The sequence below is a fragment of the Neisseria sp. P0007.S010 genome, assembly GCF_051962875.1.
Taxonomy (GTDB): Bacteria; Pseudomonadota; Gammaproteobacteria; order Burkholderiales; family Neisseriaceae; genus Neisseria; species Neisseria subflava_A.
Genome location: NZ_JBQCUX010000008.1, coordinates 60030 through 76909, shown reverse-complemented (window position 1 = coordinate 76909; position 16880 = coordinate 60030). Strand labels below are relative to the sequence as shown.

The window sequence follows — 16880 nt, the reverse complement described above, 5'->3', positions numbered from 1 at the left end:
AGGAAATTTTGGCGCAGGTCAAATCAAGCGGGGAAATATGGGGTTTGTTTGATACTACAATGAATTACATATCACGGTGCGGCAGAATCTGTATTAAGATTCAGATATTGGTAAAACAGGCAGAATGCAATGAGTGAGACATTGGAGCAGCAGGCTCTAGAGGCCGGTATTGATTTAGGCTACCACGACATCAACGGTACATATCATGCGACCAAACCTGAGGTTTTGGAATCGATTGTTGCTGTTTTGGACAAAAGCAAACCGGATTCAGACGGCCTTTATCTGAATACGATGGTCGCGCATGAAAACGGTGAAGAATCTTTACAGATGCCGTCTGAATTTCATGGTGCGGAAGCGGTCGTATTAATTGATGAGGCGGATGAGTGCCAGAACTTGACTTTATATCCGGGCGACAACGATACGCTTTGGATTAAGCTGCCCCAACTGGCTTGCGGTTATTACACCTTGTCGGCCGAGACCGGCGGCAAATGTCGCCTTGTGCGCCTGATTGTTGCGCCTGAATCGGTTTATCAGCCTAAACTGCTTGCCAATGGCGGTCGGATGAATGGTTTGACCATGCATTTGTACAGCCTACGTTCCGAGCGCAACTGGGGCATAGGCGACTTTACCGATTTGCTGAACCTGATGAAATATGCAGCAGAGAAAAAGCTGGATTTTGTCGGTATCAATCCTTTGCATGCCTTGTTTACCAGCAAACCTGCCTTTGCCAGCCCGTATAGCCCTTCTTCGCGCGAATGGCTCAATCCCATTTATTTGGATATCGAAAAAGTCGGTGCGTTTACTTATAACGAGCAACTGAAAAACTGGCTGGCACAACCGAAAATCCGTCAGCGCATTGCCGCTTTGCGTGTTACGGAAACGGTGACTTATACGGCGGTTTGGGTATGCAAGCGTGATGCGCTGCACATGGCGTTTAACGCGTTTGAACAAGATACTTGCGAGGCTGCGGCAAATGAACGCGCTGCATTTGAAGCATTTGTATTAGAAAAAGGCAAGGCTTTGCAGGGCTTTGGTTTGTTTGAGGCTTTGGACCAGTATTACAGCCGTCCCGGACAAGTGGGTTGGCAGTCATGGCCGTCTGAATTTCATCAACCTGATGGCGAAGCAGTAGAAAAATTCGCGCGCAGTCATGAGCGAGAAATCCGTTTTTATATGTGGCTGCAATGGCTTTGCGCGGAGCAATTGCAAGAAGTCAACCAAGCCGCTGCCGAATACGGTGTCAAACTCGGTATTTACGGCGATTTGGCGGTCGGCGTGGCGCGCGGCAGTGCGGATACTTGGTTAAACCGCCAAGATTATTGTATGAACGTATCGGTCGGTGCGCCGCCCGATCCTTTGGGGCCGACCGGGCAGAATTGGAATTTGCCGCCGCTTAATCCGTCGATGTTGAAACATACGGGCTATGAAAAGTTTGCTCATCTGTTGCGCGAAAACATGCGCTTGTATAGCGTGTTGCGGATTGACCATGTGATGGCATTGTGTCGTTTGTGGTGGGTTTTAAACGATAAAACAGCGGATTTCGGCGCATATGTGCATTACGACGCCGAAGTGACTTTTGCCATATTGGCTTTGGAAAGCCGGCGCAACCGTTGCGTCATCATCGGCGAGGACTTGGGGACGGTACCCGATCAAGCGCGTTATCTGCTCAACCGTTATCAAGTGTTTTCCTACAAAGTGATGTATTTCAGCAAGGGCTGGAACGGTTTTCAATTACCTGAAGAATACCCCGAGCAGGCGATTACGGTCATCAGTACCCACGATGTCGCGCCCTTGGCAGGTTATTGGACAGGTAAAGATTTGGATACGATGTTCAAACTCGGTACTTTGCCTGATGCAGCCGCTTTTCAGACGGCCTTGGACGAGCGTGAACACGATAAAGCCGATTTGCTGGACAAATTGAAATATGCCGGCTGTCTGGGTGCAGACGTACAAATGCCGGCAAAAGCCGATGAAACTTTGCTGGCGGCTTTGCACAAATACGGTGCATTGAGCCGCAGCAAACTTTACGCCGTACAATTGGAAAACCTGCTGGGCGTCATTGACAATTTGAATGTCCCGGGTGTAACCGAAGGCTATCCGAACTGGGCGCAAAAAATGCCGGTTTCTTTGGAAGATTTCCTACAACACCGCCTCATGGGCGGCCAACTTGCCATTATTGACGAGGTACGCATGAAAACAAACAGCCAAATCAAGACTTATCATGAACTTGACCAAATCGAGCGCGATACGGTCGAAAGCCTGTTTCTTGCCACCCATAGCGATGTGTTCGCTTATCTGGGACGACACCGCCTTGCAGAGGGCGATGAAGTAGTACGCGTTTTGATTCCCAGCGCAGTAAGCGTGGATATCGTGAACCGCCGCAACGGCGAACTCATCGTGCCGTCTGAAAAAATTGATGAACGCGGTTTCTTTGTGGCCGTCTTGCCCGATGATGCGCCCGATTATGCTTTGCGTATCCGTTACACCGAAGACACCGAGCCAGTGATTGAAGAAGACCCTTATCATTTCAGCTCTGCGTTGCAAGACATGGATTCCTGGCTGTTGGCCGAAGGCAAACACCTGCGTCCTTATGAGACTTTAGGCGCGCATTTTGCCGAGTTGGACGGCGTGAAGGGTGTACGTTTTGCCGTCTGGGCGCCAAATGCGCAACGCGTTTCCGTTATCGGCGAATTCAACAACTGGGACGGCCGCCGCCATGTGATGCGTTTCCACCGCGACAACGGCATTTGGGACATCTTCATCCCTGCCGTCAAACTCAACGCCCTATACAAATTTGAAATCCGCGATGCCAACGGTAATGTGCGCGAAAAAGCCGACCCGTATGCTTTCGGTGCGGAATTGCGCCCGACCACGGCATCTATCGTGCGCGGTTTGCCTGACGAAGTGGAAGAACCGGCCTTCCGCGCCCGTGCCAACGCTATTGATGCGCCGATCAGCATTTATGAAGTACATTTGGGTTCGTGGAAGCGCAATCCGGAAAACAATTTCTGGCTGACTTACGAACAGCTCGCCAAAGAATTGGTCGCATACGTCAAAGACATGGGCTTCACCCATATCGAATTTCTGCCTGTTTCCGAATATCCGTTTGACGGCTCATGGGGCTATCAGGCAACCGGTTTGTATGCGCCGACCAGCCGTTTCGGTTCGCCGGAAGAATTGCGCGCATTGATTAAAGCTGCGCACGACGAGGGTATCAGCGTTATCCTCGACTGGGTGGTCGGCCATTTCCCAACTGATGATCACGGCCTGGCCAAATTCGACGGCACCGCGCTGTACGAACACGCCGATCCGCGCGAAGGCTACCACCAAGACTGGAACACCCTGATTTATAACTTCGGCAGAAACGAAGTGAAAAACTTCCTGCAAGGCAATGCTTTGTATTGGATAGAGCGTTTCGGCTTTGACGGTATCCGCGTTGACGCGGTGGCTTCGATGATTTACCGCAACTATTCGCGCAAAGACGGCGAGTGGATTCCGAACCAATACGGTGGCCATGAAAACCTCGAAGCCATCGCTTTCCTACGTGATACCAACACCATGTTGAAAGAGGAAGTTCCGGCTGCGACTGAAATTGCCGAAGAATCTACTTCATTCGCCAATGTGACTCGCCAAGAAGGTTTGAACTTCAGCTTCAAATGGAATATGGGCTGGATGAACGATACTTTGCGTTACATGATGGAAGACCCTATCAACCGCAAATATCACCACAACAAAATGACTTTCGGCATGATGTACCAGTACAGCGAAAACTTTGTCCTGCCGCTTTCACACGATGAAGTCGTGCACGGCAAACGTTCGCTGCTCGGACGTATGCCCGGCGACTGCTGGCAACAATTTGCCAACCTGCGCGCCTACTACGGCTTTATGTACGGCTTCCCCGGCAAAAAACTCTTGTTTATGGGCAGCGAGTTTGCACAAGGCCGCGAGTGGAACTACAACGAAGGACTGGATTGGTTCTTGCTGGAGCAAGAAGGCGGCTGGCACAAAGGCGTACAAGACTTTGTGCGCGAGTTGAACCATGTCTATAAAGACACTGCGCCGCTTTATCAATTAGACCAATGGCCTGAAGGCTTTGAGTGGCTGGTTGCTGATGACGGCGACAATTCCGTATTCGTCTTCGAGCGCCGCGACCGCGAAGGCAACCGTGTTATCGTCATCAGCAACTTCACGCCTGTTGTACGCGAAGGCTACCGCTTTGGTGTGAATTCTGTCGGCGAATACCGCGAAATCCTCAACTCAGACGACCTGCATTACAAAGGCAGCGGCGTTTCTGCCGGTGCAACGGTGGAGACAGATGAAGTTTGGTCGCATGGCAAACCAAATTCCCTGTCTGTTACCGTACCGCCGTTGGCAACCGTTTACCTGTATCAGGCGGCAGTCAAAGAAGAAGCGTAAATCAACTTTGAGGGTGGGCATCATGCCTGCCCAATCAGCTGAAAATTAAAAGATAGTGATATCAATATGATTCAAGGCCGTCTGAAAGATTTTCAGACGGCCTTATATTGGACACGAAACCAAATACATACCAAGGAATCATTCTATGACTGCCAAATCATGGCATATCGAGGAAGGCAAGCCTTATCCCATGGGTGCGACCCTGACAAGCAAGGGCGCGAATTTCACCTTGTTTTCCATCAATGCCGAAAAGGTCGAATTGTGTCTGTTTGATAAGGATAAAGAAACCCGTTTGGAGATGCCTTCGCGGCGCGGTTCGGTATTTTACGGATTTGTGCCGGACGTTAAAGCAGGGCAGCGATACGGTTTCCGCGTGTATGGACGTGAAAACGCAGAATACGGCTCATGTTTCAATCCCAACAAATTGCTGATTGATCCGTATTCCAAAAAAATTGACGGCAAACCAAGCTACCGTAACGCCGAAGAAATGGCATGGTTCAGGCCGGAAGATGAACGCGACAATGCCGCTGTTGCGCCGAAAAGCGTCGTGATCGGACGCAGCCGATTTAATTGGGCTAAAGATTGCCGTCCGGAAATACCGTGGGGCAAAACCGTTATTTATGAAGCCCATGTCAAAGGGTTGACCAAGCAGTTCCCCGATTTGAAATATGCAGGCACTTATAAAGCCTTGAGTGATAAACGGGTTTTGGCCTATCTGCAAGAGTTGGGGGTGACGACGGTCGAGCTGCTGCCGATTCATTATCATCTGGACGAATACCATCTTCAGCAGATGGGCTTGAGCAATTATTGGGGCTACAACACTTATTCTCATTTTGCCGTCGAGCCGTCTTATGCCGATAATCCTGAGCGTGCTGCGGCGGAGTTTAAACAAGCGGTCAAAGCCTTGCATCAGGCTGGTTTGGAAGTGATTTTGGATGTCGTGTACAACCACACGGCAGAGCAGGACGACAAAGGCCCGATGCTGTGTCAGCGCGGTATCGACAACACCTTATGGTATTGGCACACCCCTTACGGCAATTATGAAAACTGGTCGGGTTGCGGCAATACGCTCAATATTGTCCGGCGTGACGTTACCCGTTGGGCGGCAGACAGCCTGCGCTATTGGGCGGAAGAGTTCCATATTGACGGCTTCCGTTTCGATTTGGGAACCGTATTGGGACGCGAGCCCGATTTCCAATCGTACGGCCGTTTTTTCCAAGTCCTGTATCAAGACCCGGTATTGGCCGGTCTGAAACTGATTGTCGAAGCATGGGACATCGGCGAGGGCGGCTATCACTTGGGCAATTTCCCACAACCTTTTGCCGAATGGAACGGCCGTTTCCGCGATGATATGCGCGCGTTTTGGCTATGGGAAAGCGGCAATTTGGGCGCATTTGCCGAACGCTTGGCCGGGTCGTCCGATATTTTCAACCACAGCGGCCGCCACCCGTCCGCCAGCATCAACTTCATCACTGCACACGACGGCTTCACTCTGCGCGATTTGGTCAGCTACAACGAAAAACACAACGAAGCCAACGGCGAAAACAACCGCGACGGGCATAATGAAAACATCAGCTACAACCACGGCGTAGAAGGCGAAACCGATGATGAAGAGATTTTGCTCAACCGCGAATACACCTCCAAAGCGCTGCTTGCCTCCTTGTTTTTATCCAACGGTACGCCCATGCTTTTGGCCGGAGATGAGTTCGGCAACAGTCAGCACGGCAACAACAACAGCTACTGCCAAGATAATCCGATTACATGGTTGGATTGGCAAAATGAGCCTCATGAGTTGCAAAATTACACTCAAGAACTGATACGCGTCCGAAGTCAAATCAAGCTGCTGACAGATGATTGCTGGTGGGAAAAAGAGCGTGTGCAATGGCTTAATGCCGATAGCAGCCCGATGACCGGATATTGTTGGAACAATAGGGGTAGTAAGGCGATTCAGATTGTTTTGGACGATGAATGGCTGCTGTTGGTCAATGCCAAACGTAGTCGTCAGTTATTTAACCTTCCTCAAGGCAATTGGGAAATTTCTTGCGTACCATCTGAGAAATTTAATTACGAAGAATCAGGAAAATGTGTTGTTGAGCATATGGGGATTTGGATTTTACATAAAACAAAGTAAATGAGAATCAAATTATTGGTTGATTAACTCTTTGATATTTTGTCAATATTTGTTCATTTTTGGCTTGGTGGTATAAATTGAAAATGCCGATAAGATGATGAATGGTTTAATTGTTAATTGAATGTTTTATAAAGAAAAATATATCCTTTTTTTAAATCTTTCCGCTATAATCCCCTTAGTTTGTAACAAATCTACGCATCATTCCTTTCAGACGGCCTGTTGTCGTTGTCAGGCCGTCTGAAAACCGAGTTTCGTTGTTTTTAATAAAACCATCAGGCGCGTTGTCCAGTGCCTCACGCTAGAGAAAGGCTTCCATGGCTAAGAAAAAACTCCCTATCTCCGGTTACGATTATGTAATGCCTAAACCGGACGCCGAAACCATCCGTAAATCCATCGTTTACAAGCTGATTTTCATCTTGGGCGTAGATCCGAAGGAGGCAACTTCACACCAATGGCTCAACGCCGCCATGCTTGCCGCGCGTGACCTGATTGCAGAAGATTTCCTCAAAACACGCCGCGCCCACATCGACAACAGCAAACGCATGGTTTATTACCTGTCTATGGAATTCCTGCTCGGCCGTTCGTTTGTCAACGCGCTGATTAACGAAGGCGTTTACGCCGAATTTGAAGAAGCTTTTAAGCAACTGGGCAAAGAATTTGCCGATGTCTGCGAACAAGAAGAAGATCCGGGTTTGGGTAACGGCGGTTTGGGCCGTCTGGCCGCCTGCTTCCTTGACTCTTTGGCAACCCTGCGCATTCCGGCCATGGGCTACGGCATCCGTTACCAATACGGTATGTTCAAACAAGAAATCGTGGATGGCCAACAAGTTGAAAAACCTGATTTGTGGCTCGACCAAGATTTGGCATGGCAGTTTGCCCGTCCGAACAAACAATATTCCGTCCGTTTCGGCGGTCAAGTATTGAACTTGGGTGATAAAAAAGAATGGCAGCCAAGCGAAGAAATTTCCGCTTGGGCATACGATGAAATCATTCCTGGCTATGGCGGCGAATGTGCCAACCCATTGCGCTTGTGGACTGCACACGCAGGCAACCTGTTTGACCTTGCCGACTTCAACCGAGGCGACTATGCCTCTGCCGTTCGCGCACAAAACAGCGACGAAAATATCTCACGCGTTCTGTATCCGAATGACTCTACCGATTCCGGCCGCGAATTGCGCCTGAAGCAAGAATACTTCTTGGTTTCCGCTTCCGTTCAAGACATCGTCGCCCGCCACAAATGCCGTTTCCCAAGCATCCGCACTTTGGCGGACGAAGTCGCCATCCATTTGAACGACACCCATCCGGTGCTCGCTATTCCAGAATTGATGCGTATCCTAATTGACGAAGAGGGCATCGCATGGACCGAAGCATGGAATATGTGCTGTAAGATTTTCTCTTACACCAACCACACGTTGATGAGCGAAGCCTTGGAAACCTGGCAGGTTGACCTGATGGGCCGTCTGCTGCCGCGCCACTTGGACATCATCTTTGAAATCAACGCCTACTTCCTCAATGCCTTACGCGCCATCGGCAACTTCGACGACGACTTTGTCCGCCGCGTATCCATCATTGACGAAACCCACGGCCGTCGCGTCCGCATGGCATGGCTTGCCGTAATCGGTTCGCACAAAGTCAACGGCGTGGCCAAAATCCACTCCGATTTGATGACCACATCCATCTTCGCCGACTTTGCCAAAGTGTTCCCGGAACGCTTTACCAACGTAACGAACGGCGTAACCCCGCGCCGCTGGATCAACATCGCCAACCCGGGCCTGACCAAATTCTTGGACAAACATTTGGGCGACGAAGACTGGCGTCTGCATTTGGACAACCTGACCAAGCTCAACGACAAAGTGGACGATGCCTCCGTACAGGCAGAATTCGGCGAAGTGAAAAAAGCCGCCAAAGAGCGCCTTGCTAAATACATCGACACCGAGCTGGGCATCAAAGTTAACACCGATGCACTTTTCGACATCCAAATCAAACGTATCCACGAGTACAAACGTCAAGCATTGAACGTGATGCATATCGTCGACCGCTACAACAAAATCCTGGAAAACCCGGATTTCGATTGGCAGCCGCGTGTGTTCATCTTTGCTGGTAAAGCCGCTTCCGCCTATTACATGGCGAAGAAAATCATCCGATTGATTAACGACGTTGCCAAAGTCATCAACAACGACACCCGTATCCGTGACCTGATTAAAGTCGTTTACATCCCGAATTACAGCGTCAGCCTTGCCCAAATCATCATCCCAGCCGCCGATTTGCACGAACAAATTTCACTGGCAGGTACAGAAGCATCCGGTACCAGCAACATGAAATTCGCCCTTAATGGCGCGCTTTGCATGGGTACGCTGGACGGCGCGAACGTTGAGATTTTGGAAAAAGTCGGCGCGGACAACTGCTATATCTTCGGTAACACCGTCGAGCAAGTCGAAGAAATCCGCCGCAACGGTTACGACCCGTTGAGCTATATCGAGCGAGACAGCGACCTGCGCCGCGTCGTCAACCAAATTAGCCAAGGCACTTTCTCTCCGGAAGAGCCAAACCGCTACAACGACGTGTTGCAACCATACGGCGACTTCTATCAACTGATGGCCGATTTCCGCAGCTACATCGACACGCAATACAAAGCGGACGAACACTACCGCAACGTATCCGCATGGCGCAAATCAGCCTTGATCAACATCGCCAACATGGGCTTCTTCTCATCCGACCGCTCCATCGCCGACTACTGCCGCGATATTTGGTACATCAAACCATTGAGCGAAAAAGAATTGCCCGGCAGAAATTAAGCGTTAAGCAGATAACGAAAGCCGATACATCGGAAAGGTGTATCGGCTTTTTTATATTCGCTGTTTTGAATTGGATAACAAACTTAAAAGGCCGTCTGAAAATTTTCAGACGGCCTTTTGTTTCATCTGCTTTGAGAACCAATCAAGCAAGATTATTTTTCAGCTTCTTCAAAGCCGACGACTTCGAGGCCGAAGCCGGTGAGGCCGGTAAAGGATGATGGCTGGCCGAGGACGCGCAGTTTTTTGACGTTGAGGCCGGCGAGGATTTGTGCGCCTATGCCGTAGCTTTTGCTGTCCCATTTGTAGGCTTGATTTGCGCCTTTGGGCAGGGTTCGGTCGAGCAGGGTGGCGCCGTCTTCGGTGCGGTGCAGGAGGATGACTACGCCGCTTTCGGCTTGTTGGATGCGCTCAAGGGCTTTAGGTAATGACCATGAATGGCGCGGATTGGCTTGGATGAAGTCCATCACGCTGAAGGGTTCGTGGACGCGGACGAGGGTTTCTTCGTCGGCGGTTGGTGTGCCTTTGACGAGGGCGAGGTGGGTTTCGCCGGAGAGTTTGTCGACGTAAACGTGTTGTTGGAACTCGCCCCATGGGGTTTGTACGGGGGCGTTGCCCATGTCTTCAAGCAGGCTTTCGGTACGGCTGCGGTATTCGATGAGGTCGGTAATGGTGCCGATTTTGAGATTGTGTTCTTCGGCGAACTTCATCAGTTCGGGCATACGCGCCATGGTGCCGTCGTCGTTGATGATTTCGCAGATGACGGCGGCAGGAATCAGGCCGTTCATTTGTGCCAGGTCAACGCCGGCTTCTGTGTGTCCGGCGCGGACGAGTACGCCGCCTTTTTGGGCGCGCAGTGGGAAGATGTGGCCGGGTTGGACGATGTCTTCAGGTTTGGCGGATGGGGAAACGGCGGTTTGAATAGTCAGGGCGCGGTCGGCGGCGGAAATGCCGGTGGTAATGCCGTGGGCGGCTTCGATGGAGACGGTAAAGTTGGTGCCGTATTGCGCGCCGTTTTTCTGGGTCATCATGGGCAGGCCGAGTTTTTCGACCATTTCGCCGTCCATCGGCAGGCAGACTAGGCCGCGTGCGTTTTTGATCATGAAGTTGATGGCTTCGGGGGTAACGAATTGGGCGGCCATCAGCAAGTCGCCTTCGTTTTCGCGGTCTTCGGCATCGGTGATGATGACCATTTTGCCGGCTTTGATGTCTGCTAGGATTTCGGGGATGGTGGAGATGTGGGACATGGTATTTCTTTCTTGGCTGATGGTGGGGGCGTGGCGGTCTTGGTGGTCTTGATCCAGCCACATGTCAGGCATATTGGCTGCCTGCTCGATTTTTCGGGCTTTTTTCTCGCCGAAAGATTTGTTTTTCAGCAGGGCGGACAGCTCGCCTTGGTTGATGGCGATGGCTTGTGCAAACCTGGTCTGCTGGCCGTTGTGGTGTTGTGTTATCCATTGCCGCAGGTTGTGGCGGCGCAGGTCGGTGGTATTCATGATGAGATGAAATTGAATTGTGTGTAATGGATTGTAGTCTTGTCTTTACCAAAAGGCAAACTTTGTTTGTTGAGATTTTTTTATTACTTTTTAGTAATGAAATTTATTGTTTCAGACGGCCTGGGTATGGCTTGAAATTGACGGTTTTGGGAGAATATGGGGAATGTTTTGATGATTATTTTAACGGGGGATGTTTGAAATGAAAATGTTTGGGCGCGGATTGGTCGTGCTGGTGTTGTGTGCGCTGACGGCTGCGGGCGGCTGGTTTTATGCCCTGCATGGTCAGAACGAAGAACATCAGGTTTTGTCCCGTGAGGGGGTTTTGATGCAGATTAAGCAGATGAACCGCTTGGAAAGTACGGCATTTTATATCGATACGATTATCCGTACGGAGAAAAAAGGGGATTGGCGCAGGCTGTGGCAGGATTCGCAAAGCGGTATTTTTATTGTGCGCGGTAAGGTGTTGGCCGGTTTGGATTTGGACAAGTTAGGCGCGGACAATGTCAATATTGTGGACGACAAGGTAATTATCAGTCTGCCGGCGGTGGAAATCTTGAGCGTGGATTTGGAAAATATCGAAGTGTACGATATTCAGACCGGCTCGTTTAATTTGCTGCCTATGGATAAGTCTGTATTTAAGACGGTGCAGGAAGAGGCGAAACGGCAGGTATTGCAAAGCGCGTGCAAGGCTGAGATTTTGGAACATGCCAACCGTCAGGCGCAAACGCAATTGGAAAACTTATTTGCATTGACGCAGACGAAGGTATCTGTCTATCCGGCTGCAGTAGGGAAGTGCGGTTAAATAGATTGCTTGAAAAGATAAGGCCGTCTGAAAAATTTTCAGACGGCCTTTGTTTCATTAAACCATTATCCGCGTCGTAAAACGGCGGTATTGATGTATTTTTGAATGCCTGTTGCAATGGCTTGGGCGCATTGTTGGCGGAAGGATTCGCTGCCGAGCAGCCGCTCTTCGGTAGGGTTGGAGAGGAAGGCGGTTTCCACCAAAATGGACGGAACATCCGGCGCGCGGAGGACAGCAAAGTTAGCCTCGTCAACGCGGCCTTTGTGTAATTGGTTGAGTTTGCCCAATTCGGTCAAGACGGAATGGCCGAGCTTGCGGCTGTCGCGCAGGGTCGCGGTTTGGGTCATGTCCAAAATGGCGTTGTCGACATTGGGGTTGCCACTGGTTTGTACGCCGCCGATGGCGTCGGCGTTGTTTTGGGTTTGGGCAAGGAATTTTGCCGCCGAGCTGGTCGCGCCTTTGGTATTGAGCATATATACGCCGGTACCGCGAGCGGACGGGCTGGTAAAGGCATCGGCGTGGATGGATACGAATACGTCGGCATTGCGCATACGGCCTTTGGCAACGCGTACGCCCAATGGGATAAAGATGTCTTCGTTGCGCGTCATGAATACGTTGTAACCCAAGGCTTCGAGGCGTTTTTTGGTTTCGCGTGCGATGGAGAGTACGACGTTTTTCTCTTTGAGGCCGCTCGGGCCGATTGCGCCGGGGTCTTCGCCGCCATGCCCGGGGTCGATCATAATCACGGGACGGCGGTTGCCGCTGCTGCTGCGATTGCTTTTAGGGGCAGGGGTATCGTATGCGATATTGGTATTCGGACGTTGTTTGGGGATATTGCCGTTGAGCAAGGCCATCATCGGGTCGTTGGCATCTGCGCCGTGCGGATAGAGGTCGATAACCAAGCGGTTTCTGAAGTTGCCGACGGGAGCGAGCGCAAAGACTTGCGGATGGGTGCTTTGTTTGAGGTCGATGACGATACGCACGGTGCTGGGCGTATTTTGACCGGCGCGAATGCTGCGGATAAAAGGGTCGTTAGACAGCACTTTGCTGGAAATGCCTTGCAGGACGCTGTTGATTTCCGCTCCTTGAATATCCACGACCAACCGGCTGGGGTTGTCCAACATAAAATGTTGGTATTTCATCGAGTGGTTGCTCTCAAGGGTAACGCGTGTGTAGGCGTGCGCCGGCCAAATGCGGACGGCAAGGAATTGCGCAGGAGAGGCCGGTTTGGCCAATGCGGCACCAACGGGCGTGAGGGTGAGAAATAGTCCTGTGCCTTGACGGAGAATGTGTCTTCTAGTTAATTTGACCATGATTCTAAACTTTTTCGGCCTTGGTTTGTGTGGGCGGAAAAGGTGCAGGTTCTGCCCTTATCGGTATACGTCAATGTAATGGTAATATCTGCCGGAGGCGTGAATTCCCCGCCTTGCTGCGGCCATTCGATGAGGCAGATGCTGTCGGGCGCAAACAATTCGTCCAAACCGGCATCTTCCCATTCCTCGGGTATGGTAAAGCGGTAGAGGTCGAAATGGTGGAGGGTGAATGCATCCAGCGGATAAGATTCGACAATGGTGTAAGTCGGGCTTTTAACTGCGCCCGTATGCCCCAGTCCGCGCAAAATCCCGCGTGTCAGCGTGGTTTTGCCTGCACCCAGCCCGCCTTCAAGATAGATGGTCAGCGGAGCGGAAAGCTGCTTGCTCCATTCTTCACCCAGTTTCAGGGTTGCTTCTTCATCGGGCAGAAAACGGGTGTAAAGTCCGTTTGAGTGCATGGAATAGGCCTTGTCGTTCAAAAGGCTTAATTATGATGGAATTGGCGGCGTTTGCAAACCTGATAGACGATAAAGTTAGATAAAGATAGTGTTGAGGCCGTCTGAAAACGGAATTCAGACGGCCTTTAATGTTAAAATGAAAATATCCCTCACAAAATTGCGAGACAGCTTATGCCTTTATCCATAGACGAACAATTATTGCCGCACCGCAATGCCATCGACAGCATCGATGCGGAAATCCTCCGTTTGCTCAACGAGCGCGCCGGTCATGCGCATGCTATCGGCGAATTGAAAGGGACAGGCGCGGTGTACCGTCCTGAACGGGAAGTAGCCGTTTTGCGCCGGATTCAGGATTTGAACCGCGGCCCTTTGCCTGATGAATCGGTTACTCGGCTGTTTCGCGAGATTATGAGCGAATGTTTGGCGGTGGAGCGTCCGCTGACGATTGCCTATTTGGGCCCGAAGGGGACATTTACCCAGCAAGCCGCCATCAAACATTTCGGACACGCCGCACACACCATGGCGTGTACCACCATCGACAACTGCTTCAAACAAGTCGAAACGCGCCAAGCCGATTATTTGGTGGCGCCGGTAGAAAATTCGACCGAAGGCTCAGTGGGGCGCACTTTGGACTTGCTGGCCGTAACTGCGTTGAAAGCCTGCGGCGAAGTGGTTGTCCGCATTCATCACAATCTGCTGCGTAAAGACAGCCACGAAATCGGCGGCATTACCAAAGTTTTCGCCCATGCCCAAGCCTTGGCGCAATGCAACGACTGGCTTGGCCGCAATCTGCCCAATGCTGAACGTATCGCCGTAGCCAGCAATGCCGAAGCAGCGCGGTTGGTTGCCGAGTCTGACAGCCCGAATGTGGCCGCCATTGCCGGACGTATCGCCGCGGAAATTTATCAGTTGAGCTTTGCCGCCGAGTGTATCGAAGACGAACCGAACAACACCACGCGCTTCTTGGTGATGGGCCATCAAGAAACCGGCCGCAGCGGCAACGACAAAACTTCTTTGGTCGTCTCCGCACCCAACCGTGCCGGTGCCGTTACTTCTTTGTTGCAACCTTTTACTGAATTAGGCATTTCCATGACCAAATTTGAAAGCCGCCCAAGCAAATCGGTTTTGTGGGAATACCTGTTCTTCATCGATATTGAAGGCCACCAAAGCGATGAAAATGTCCAAAAAGCCTTGCAGCTTTTGAGCGAACGCGCTTCCTTCGTGAAAGTTGTCGGCTCTTATCCGACCGTTGTTTTGTAAGGATTATTGGGTATCAAAGGCCGTCTGAAAAGTTTTCAGACGGCCTAAATCATGTTCTCAATAGTTGCCATTTATACAACATCATTGGCAGATTGATGTCAGTAAGTTTGCATGATTGGAAATGAACACTCTATAATCCGAACGTTTTTAATATTTTCATGCAAAGAAAGGAGCAAGCCATGACACGCAATACTTCAATCCGCTCAATCACATTCTTTGCAGCCCAAGCGTCGGTCTGACTTTCGGATAACGCTTTTCGCATTCCATGTCGCCCGCTTTGGGCTGCTTTCCCTACGATTATCGGCTAGAAACCAGGCCGTCTGAACATTTCGCAGACGGTGGATATTTATTGTCATCAGTTGCCGGTTTCTATCCGTTTTAAAGAAAGCATAAACACATGGGCAATTATCCCCATCATATTCAAATTATTGCCGATTCAAATACATGGATTGAAGGCAACGCTGTCGCACAGCTCGAAACCACCGCCCGATTACCGCATATGCTACGCGTTGCCGGAATGCCGGATTTACACGCAGGGCGCGGTTATCCGGTTGGTGCGGCATTTTTCAGCGACCGTCATTTTTATCCTGCCCTGATTGGGAACGACATCGGTTGCGGCATGGCGTTTTGGCAGACCGATTTACGCGCAGCCAAACTCAAACCGGCCAAACTCGCCAAACAGCTGGGCAATATCGATACGCCGTTGGATAAAGACGAACAGGTCGATTTATTAGACGACGCTGTCGATATACGCCAATTTTCAGACGGCCTTGCCGTAGGTACGATTGGCGGCGGCAACCATTTTGCCGAGTTGCAAACCGTTGATAACGTTTATTGCGCCGATTTGCTTCCGACAGATTTCGATGAAAACCATCTGCAACTGTTGGTGCATAGCGGTTCGCGCGGATTGGGCCAGCAGATTTTGCAACGCCATATTGCCGCCTTTGGGCATCAAGGTTTGGCGGAAGAGGGCGAAGCGGCGGCAGCCTATCTTGCCGAACACCAAGCAGCCCTTGAATTTGCCAGCCTTAACCGCCGTTTGATTGCGGCCAGAATGCTTGACCGTTGGCGTGCAGAAGGAACATGCCTGCTCGATGTCCACCATAATTTTTTGGAGCAAACCGAGATTGACGGCATAACCGGTTGGCTGCACCGAAAAGGCGCAACGCCCACTGATAAAGGCTTGGTCATGATACCCGGCTCGCGCGGCGATTACAGCTATCTGGTTCGACCTGCCGAAGACTGCCAAATTTCTTTGAATACCTTGGCTCACGGCGCAGGTCGGAAGTGGCAGCGCGGCGAATGCAAAGGCAGGCTGTCGCACAAATATACTGCCGACAGCCTGCGCCAGACCGAATTCGGAAGTGTGGTCGTTTGTCAGGATAAGGCCTTGATTTTTGAAGAAGCACCGCAGGCTTATAAAAGCATCGACAGCGTTATTGCCGCCATGAAAAATGCAGGTTTGATTGAATTGGTTGCGCGGTTTAAACCTGTTTTGACCTATAAAACCGGCGGCGAGTGTGGAGCGTAAAGATGAAACAGAATACACCATTGATTTATCTGCAAATTTCCACCGCGCAAGGGCCGGCAGAGTGCCGAATATTTGCCCGTTTCGTCTTGGGCAAGCTGCTTGCCGAAGCTCAAGCCAAAGGCATTGATGCCGAACTTGTTACCGAAACCGCCGATAAGTACGGTATTTTGTCGGCAACACTCAAATTGGAAGGGCAGAAAGCCGAAAGCTTGGTGCAAACTTGGCAGGGGACGCTCCAATGGATATGTCCTAGCCCTGTCCGTCCGAAACATCCGCGTAAAAATTGGTATATAGGCGTTTTTCGCTTGCCCGATATGCCGCAGATGTATGAAATGCCGTCTGAAAACGGAATCGAGTTTCAAACCTGCCGCTCAGGGGGCAAGGGTGGGCAACACGTCAATAAAACCGAAAGCGCCGTCCGCGCCACCCATAAAGAAAGCGGCATTTCCGTGCGGGTCGAGAGCGAACGCAGCCAGCACGCCAATAAAAAATTGGCGGTAATGTCATTGGCGCAAAAGCTGGCGGAGCATCATGCCGGACAAGCTGGAAGTTTTGCACAGGAGCAGCACGCGCAACTCTATCAAGTTGAGCGCGGCAATCCGAAAAGGACGTTTGTCGGAGCTACGTTTAAGGAGAAATAATTTATCTGCCAGATAAGCAGGCATAGTGAAAACATAAATC

At 50.9% G+C, this 16880-nt stretch carries 10 protein-coding genes; 7 read left to right on the top strand and 3 right to left on the bottom strand.

Annotated features, from left to right (window positions below):
• The first annotated feature begins 129 nt into the window (after positions 1–129).
• From glgB to ACTHR7_RS07315, 3 genes are all read left to right on the top strand, one after another.
• The gene (glgB, locus tag ACTHR7_RS07325) at positions 130–4416 is read left to right on the top strand and encodes a 1,4-alpha-glucan branching protein GlgB (RefSeq protein WP_440370587.1); all 4287 of its coding nucleotides are present in this window, start codon (positions 130–132) and stop codon (positions 4414–4416) included.
• Positions 4417–4561: 145 nt separating this feature from the next.
• Positions 4562–6547, top strand: a complete 1986-nt coding sequence (gene glgX, locus ACTHR7_RS07320) for a glycogen debranching protein GlgX (RefSeq protein WP_440370586.1) — start codon at positions 4562–4564, stop codon at positions 6545–6547.
• A 314-nt stretch (positions 6548–6861) separates the two neighbouring features.
• On the top strand, positions 6862–9342 hold the full coding sequence (locus tag ACTHR7_RS07315) for a glycogen/starch/alpha-glucan phosphorylase (RefSeq protein ID WP_440370585.1): 2481 nt from the start codon (positions 6862–6864) through the stop codon (positions 9340–9342).
• 152 nt (positions 9343–9494) lie between these two features.
• On the opposite strand, the gene ribBA is transcribed toward ACTHR7_RS07315, so the two are convergent.
• Positions 9495–10835, bottom strand: coding sequence for a bifunctional 3,4-dihydroxy-2-butanone-4-phosphate synthase/GTP cyclohydrolase II (gene ribBA, locus ACTHR7_RS07310; RefSeq protein WP_440370584.1), 1341 nt, complete (start codon positions 10833–10835; stop codon positions 9495–9497).
• A gap of 190 nt (positions 10836–11025) precedes the next feature.
• On the opposite strand from ribBA, the gene ACTHR7_RS07305 reads away from it, so the two are divergent.
• Positions 11026–11637 carry a DUF4230 domain-containing protein gene (locus ACTHR7_RS07305; protein WP_440370583.1) on the top strand — a complete coding sequence of 204 codons (612 nt, stop codon included), beginning with the start codon at positions 11026–11028 and terminating at the stop codon, positions 11635–11637.
• A 65-nt stretch (positions 11638–11702) separates the two neighbouring features.
• Here ACTHR7_RS07305 and ACTHR7_RS07300 read toward each other — a convergent pair whose 3' ends face one another.
• Both ACTHR7_RS07300 and tsaE read right to left on the bottom strand, forming a co-directional pair.
• Positions 11703–12950: an N-acetylmuramoyl-L-alanine amidase gene (locus ACTHR7_RS07300; protein WP_440370582.1), complete on the bottom strand. Its 1248-nt coding sequence runs from the start codon at positions 12948–12950 to the stop codon at positions 11703–11705.
• The gene (gene tsaE, locus ACTHR7_RS07295) at positions 12938–13408 is read right to left on the bottom strand and encodes a tRNA (adenosine(37)-N6)-threonylcarbamoyltransferase complex ATPase subunit type 1 TsaE (protein WP_107792505.1); all 471 of its coding nucleotides are present in this window, start codon (positions 13406–13408) and stop codon (positions 12938–12940) included. The genes ACTHR7_RS07300 and tsaE overlap by 13 nt, the downstream gene beginning before the upstream one ends.
• A gap of 171 nt (positions 13409–13579) precedes the next feature.
• Between tsaE and pheA the strand changes: the two genes are divergently transcribed.
• From pheA to prfH, 3 genes are all read left to right on the top strand, one after another.
• Positions 13580–14668: a prephenate dehydratase gene (gene pheA, locus ACTHR7_RS07290; protein WP_296186087.1), complete on the top strand. Its 1089-nt coding sequence runs from the start codon at positions 13580–13582 to the stop codon at positions 14666–14668.
• A 397-nt stretch (positions 14669–15065) separates the two neighbouring features.
• Positions 15066–16199, top strand: coding sequence for an RNA ligase RtcB family protein (locus ACTHR7_RS07285; RefSeq protein ID WP_377072273.1), 1134 nt, complete (start codon positions 15066–15068; stop codon positions 16197–16199).
• 2 nt (positions 16200–16201) lie between these two features.
• Positions 16202–16840, top strand: coding sequence for a peptide chain release factor H (prfH, locus tag ACTHR7_RS07280; protein WP_377072275.1), 639 nt, complete (start codon positions 16202–16204; stop codon positions 16838–16840).
• Positions 16841–16880: the final 40 nt, after the last annotated feature.

Coding starts and splice junctions, on each gene's coding strand:
- glgB (WP_440370587.1), top strand. CDS start 130: ATGAGTGAGACATTGGAGCAGCAGGCTCTAGAGGCCGGTATTGATTTA.
- glgX (WP_440370586.1), top strand. CDS start 4,562: ATGACTGCCAAATCATGGCATATCGAGGAAGGCAAGCCTTATCCCATG.
- ACTHR7_RS07315 (WP_440370585.1), top strand. CDS start 6,862: ATGGCTAAGAAAAAACTCCCTATCTCCGGTTACGATTATGTAATGCCT.
- ribBA (WP_440370584.1), bottom strand. CDS start 10,835: ATGAATACCACCGACCTGCGCCGCCACAACCTGCGGCAATGGATAACA.
- ACTHR7_RS07305 (WP_440370583.1), top strand. CDS start 11,026: ATGTTTGAAATGAAAATGTTTGGGCGCGGATTGGTCGTGCTGGTGTTG.
- ACTHR7_RS07300 (WP_440370582.1), bottom strand. CDS start 12,950: ATGGTCAAATTAACTAGAAGACACATTCTCCGTCAAGGCACAGGACTA.
- tsaE (WP_107792505.1), bottom strand. CDS start 13,408: ATGCACTCAAACGGACTTTACACCCGTTTTCTGCCCGATGAAGAAGCA.
- pheA (WP_296186087.1), top strand. CDS start 13,580: ATGCCTTTATCCATAGACGAACAATTATTGCCGCACCGCAATGCCATC.
- ACTHR7_RS07285 (WP_377072273.1), top strand. CDS start 15,066: ATGGGCAATTATCCCCATCATATTCAAATTATTGCCGATTCAAATACA.
- prfH (WP_377072275.1), top strand. CDS start 16,202: ATGAAACAGAATACACCATTGATTTATCTGCAAATTTCCACCGCGCAA.